Genomic DNA, 3,325 nt, shown 5'->3' on the forward strand with positions numbered 1-3,325 from the left:
CTCTATCATTTTCGATATAGACTAGTTCCATCTAATTCCCTCTCCTCTCATAAGAAACCTAAAATTTACTTATGTTCGATTTTCTAAGTGACTAAAATGTTTTCCCCGTTTATACTTGTATTTAAAATTATCTCAATTGAAAAAGGCAAACTTATCGAAAGATAAGGACGCAAAGCCAACAGGTCTAAGGTAGGAATGCTACGACGGCTGGGTTGCCAATGTAAGATTAGGTAATTCCTTTTTACAACTATCATTACAATGACATCCTTCCTCCAGCACAGTTACTTACCACTATTAAAACTCTTAGGTGGATGTGGAAATGCAAATTAACGAAATATACTCTATAGAACAGCAACTTTTACACTATGTTCATCTTTCAGGAAAAAATCCTTCTTTACCTGTTTGGGGTGAAATATTTTATATTCTCTATGAAATTAAAAGAGAATCAGAAAATAACCAAAGAGATATAGTTGCCTATAGAGTTCAAGGGGAATATCTGATGATATACGATGCTAAGAAGAAACGTTTTGTCCTAACCGTTCCTGGAGTAACGTTTAACCTCAAAATCTGTGAATTAACAACCTCAATATTAAAAGGAAGGTTTTTACCTTCAAATTTGAATGGCTGATCGATGTGATCAGCTTATTTTGTTATCCTTAAAAGATTTTGGATTTGTTAATATCTTTCAGACCATTCCTTCAAGTACTTTGGGCAAAAGCACAATTAATTTTCCCCACGCTCAATTATCATGACGATTTTGAACTTCAAACAGCAGAGCTCTTTCTCGTCCTCTCAACACTTGTTCCATGAATTAACCTCCAAGCCAAACAAACTTTGATTTTGGTTAATATTTTTCTTAATAGTTTGATAATAATTTGATCACATTTTATTGGTAGTATTAATTACAACATAACCTTGTTAGTATTTTTCTTCTCCTCTTACCTACTTCATATGTAGGTTATTTTTTTGTCCAAATAATTAAATAGTACATACAACCAATGCATTCCTCGCTATTCATACATAAGTTAATAAAAATTAGTAAAGTAGAGGATGGTTATGCGCTCAAAACTTATCAATCAATACTAGACATGTATTCCTGGATACAATTGGTGTGGCCCTTTTTGTAGTGGTCCAGAGAAACCTGTAAATAAAGTTGATAGTTGCTGTAAACAACATGATCTATGTTACAAAAGACGTGGTTATTCCTCTTGCAGGTGTGACAAGGCCCTTTTACAGTGTTTAAGACCCTTGATTAATCTCTATACACAAGAAGGAATAACTGCTGCTATGATATATAAATTCTTTTCTAATTTTCCTAGTAACAAAGGTTAATTTTATAAAGAAAACAAATCCCTCATGCTAACCTGCTCAGCCGCTATCGGGTTAATCCAAATTACTTCAATTTGTTACCTCACCCCCTAGAAAATGACAAGTTTTGTTAAATATCCTTCGTTTTATACTGATCGAATAAACCCTTTTTCCTCAATTCATTTACCCGCTGTCGGATGGAATGTTCTGTCCTCCCTAGATCAAGAGCCAGTGTTTTGACTTGTCCAGGAATATAGTGTCTACAAAGGTATGCCAGCTCCCTAACAGAGTATGGCTTTCCTTAATTTGGATGGTAATTGGGATGATATTTCATTTCATCCGACCCCAGCGGTCATACTCTACTTCCTGCATTGGTTTTTCTCCCCTCAATTTTTCTAATGCGGCCGTACTCCTCAAAACGTGACAAATCATCTATTTTATTGAACGATCACATCTACACTTCCAATCCTTTTTGCCTTGATCGGATCTAGCATTAACAATTCCTGTTCACCCCGTCGTAAAAATAAGGCGATAACGTCTGTCTTCCGTAATTGGTATTCAACTACCTCATTCACTCCTCTCTCCCTGGCGAAACGTGCAGCTATATGAAGATCAAGCGTGTAACTAATCCAGTCTGTTTCGCCTGGTCGCTGAGCCCGATAAGCCATGATATATTTCGGCAACTTTTTAAATACTTCTAGCTCGCTAGGTTTCATGATTGAATTTGCTCGTTTTGGACGGCTCGCTCTGAATAGCTTTTTCCAGAGTTGAAGATCTGAATGACCGCTGTAACTTACCCAAATCGTGCTTAGATAAAACCAATAGGCGTAGTTAGTAAGGTGCCGGCATTGTTCTGAAAAGTAAATGACTGCATTCGGTGTTGCTTCGTATTTCAATAGGTTGGTTCCTATCTCTGCATCAATTTTGTTGTAAGTAAAGTTTGGAGATACGTCGTGAAACATCCAACTACCTCTCTTTCATCCAAAAATTGATTCTATGAATGCGGTAAGCTCCCCCATACGGGACGGCAATACCACCACTTATCTCATTTTTGTTTTTATATGATGATCCGCACACATGATCTTTCCATCTTGGATCTTGATAATTACATCACCGTAATAGGGAAGATCCACTTCTTGCACGCGTCCATCGATGACAAGGATCATTTTATCTTTATCAGCTGCATCCACTTGAGCTATCATCGTTTCCGCATTGACATTGATTTCCTTGATTCCCACTTGTACACTCATTTGCATATCCCCCTGGCTGTGTTAAAATGGACTTGTTGAGGGTCCTTCTGGCGTAATGCCAGGGGGATTTATTTTTACTTCGCTGGTATCGTAGCCCATTCCATCCGCCTTCGCCTTTGTAACTCTGCCTCTGCGCTACAATCCCCTTGTTCAGATTTTCGAAGTAGCGTAACCTCACTCATCGACTCGTACATTTCATCCCTGATCACCGAACGCTGCCACTTGATTTGGTTCATTGCCTGACCATTCCTTTCGCGACTTCATAGCCCTTGATCAATTTCATGGCTTGCACCAGTTCCTCGAACCATTCTCTATCACCTAGTGATAGGGATAAATCTATCAAGTCCTTAAACTCGTCCATCGTCGGAAGAACAATAAACTGATTTTGGTTAGGAAGAGTAACCAACGTATTGTCGAAGGTCTTGAACATGTAGGATCCAGTGAATGGCTGCTTCGCAATAAATACCACTAGCTCACCGTTGTAGGATCCGCATCCTGGATGATCAAGCTTGCATAACCGACCGGGAAGAATCATGCAAACCCTCCTTCTCTTTTAATAACTGTTCATGTTCATATTTCTTCTTACAAACGGGTCCATATCCAAACCGTCTACTCTTCAGTGACTTCAAAACCCGGTGACACATCCCACAAATTGGATGATCCTGTTTCATGCTGTTTCCTCCCCATCCGCCCAGTTCGTTATTGTTATTGGACACGATCATCTAGATAGATCGTTCCTTCTTTATTCGGTTACGCCATTCTGCAGG

General features: G+C 38.7%; 7 protein-coding genes and 1 riboswitch. Of the genes, 2 read left to right on the forward strand and 5 right to left on the reverse strand.

Going from position 1 to position 3,325, the window contains the following annotated elements:
• Positions 1 to 134: 134 nt before the first annotated feature.
• A riboswitch (cyclic di-GMP riboswitch) is annotated at positions 135 to 220 on the forward strand.
• A 99-nt stretch (positions 221 to 319) separates the two neighbouring features.
• Both ACGLXV_RS24130 and ACGLXV_RS24135 read left to right on the forward strand, forming a co-directional pair.
• Positions 320 to 628 (forward strand): hypothetical protein, encoded by a 309-nt coding sequence (locus ACGLXV_RS24130; protein ID WP_391560629.1) that lies wholly within the window; start codon positions 320 to 322, stop codon positions 626 to 628.
• A gap of 464 nt (positions 629 to 1,092) precedes the next feature.
• A complete protein-coding gene (locus ACGLXV_RS24135) occupies positions 1,093 to 1,332 on the forward strand; it encodes a phospholipase A2 family protein (protein ID WP_391560635.1) in 240 nt (79 codons plus the stop codon).
• A gap of 413 nt (positions 1,333 to 1,745) precedes the next feature.
• On the opposite strand, the gene ACGLXV_RS24140 is transcribed toward ACGLXV_RS24135, so the two are convergent.
• The 5 genes from ACGLXV_RS24140 to ACGLXV_RS24160 all read right to left on the reverse strand — a co-directional run bounded on the left by ACGLXV_RS24140 (position 1,746) and on the right by ACGLXV_RS24160 (position 3,229).
• Positions 1,746 to 2,270, reverse strand: a complete 525-nt coding sequence (locus ACGLXV_RS24140) for a hypothetical protein (RefSeq protein ID WP_391560630.1) — start codon at positions 2,268 to 2,270, stop codon at positions 1,746 to 1,748.
• Between the two features lie 78 nt (positions 2,271 to 2,348).
• The gene (locus ACGLXV_RS24145) at positions 2,349 to 2,558 is read right to left on the reverse strand and encodes a hypothetical protein (RefSeq protein ID WP_391560631.1); all 210 of its coding nucleotides are present in this window, start codon (positions 2,556 to 2,558) and stop codon (positions 2,349 to 2,351) included.
• A 74-nt stretch (positions 2,559 to 2,632) separates the two neighbouring features.
• Positions 2,633 to 2,794, reverse strand: a complete 162-nt coding sequence (locus ACGLXV_RS24150) for a hypothetical protein (protein ID WP_391560632.1) — start codon at positions 2,792 to 2,794, stop codon at positions 2,633 to 2,635.
• Positions 2,791 to 3,093: a hypothetical protein gene (locus ACGLXV_RS24155; RefSeq protein ID WP_391560633.1), complete on the reverse strand. Its 303-nt coding sequence runs from the start codon at positions 3,091 to 3,093 to the stop codon at positions 2,791 to 2,793. The genes ACGLXV_RS24150 and ACGLXV_RS24155 overlap by 4 nt, the downstream gene beginning before the upstream one ends.
• Positions 3,062 to 3,229, reverse strand: coding sequence for a DUF6011 domain-containing protein (locus ACGLXV_RS24160; RefSeq protein ID WP_391560634.1), 168 nt, complete (start codon positions 3,227 to 3,229; stop codon positions 3,062 to 3,064). Before ACGLXV_RS24160 ends, ACGLXV_RS24155 begins: the two co-directional genes overlap by 32 nt.
• Between the last annotated feature and the right edge of the window lie 96 nt (positions 3,230 to 3,325).

The organism is Robertmurraya sp. (genome assembly GCF_036676585.1).
Lineage (GTDB): Bacteria > Bacillota > Bacilli > Bacillales > Cytobacillaceae > Robertmurraya_A.

Bases quoted from the DNA above. Each gene is read 5' to 3' on its own strand.
- ACGLXV_RS24155 (WP_391560633.1), bottom strand. From the start codon at position 3,093: ATGATTCTTCCCGGTCGGTTATGCAAGCTTGATCATCCAGGATGCGGA.
- ACGLXV_RS24130 (WP_391560629.1), top strand. From the start codon at position 320: ATGCAAATTAACGAAATATACTCTATAGAACAGCAACTTTTACACTAT.
- ACGLXV_RS24150 (WP_391560632.1), bottom strand. From the start codon at position 2,794: ATGAACCAAATCAAGTGGCAGCGTTCGGTGATCAGGGATGAAATGTAC.
- ACGLXV_RS24145 (WP_391560631.1), bottom strand. From the start codon at position 2,558: ATGAGTGTACAAGTGGGAATCAAGGAAATCAATGTCAATGCGGAAACG.
- ACGLXV_RS24140 (WP_391560630.1), bottom strand. From the start codon at position 2,270: ATGTTTCACGACGTATCTCCAAACTTTACTTACAACAAAATTGATGCA.
- ACGLXV_RS24160 (WP_391560634.1), bottom strand. From the start codon at position 3,229: ATGAAACAGGATCATCCAATTTGTGGGATGTGTCACCGGGTTTTGAAG.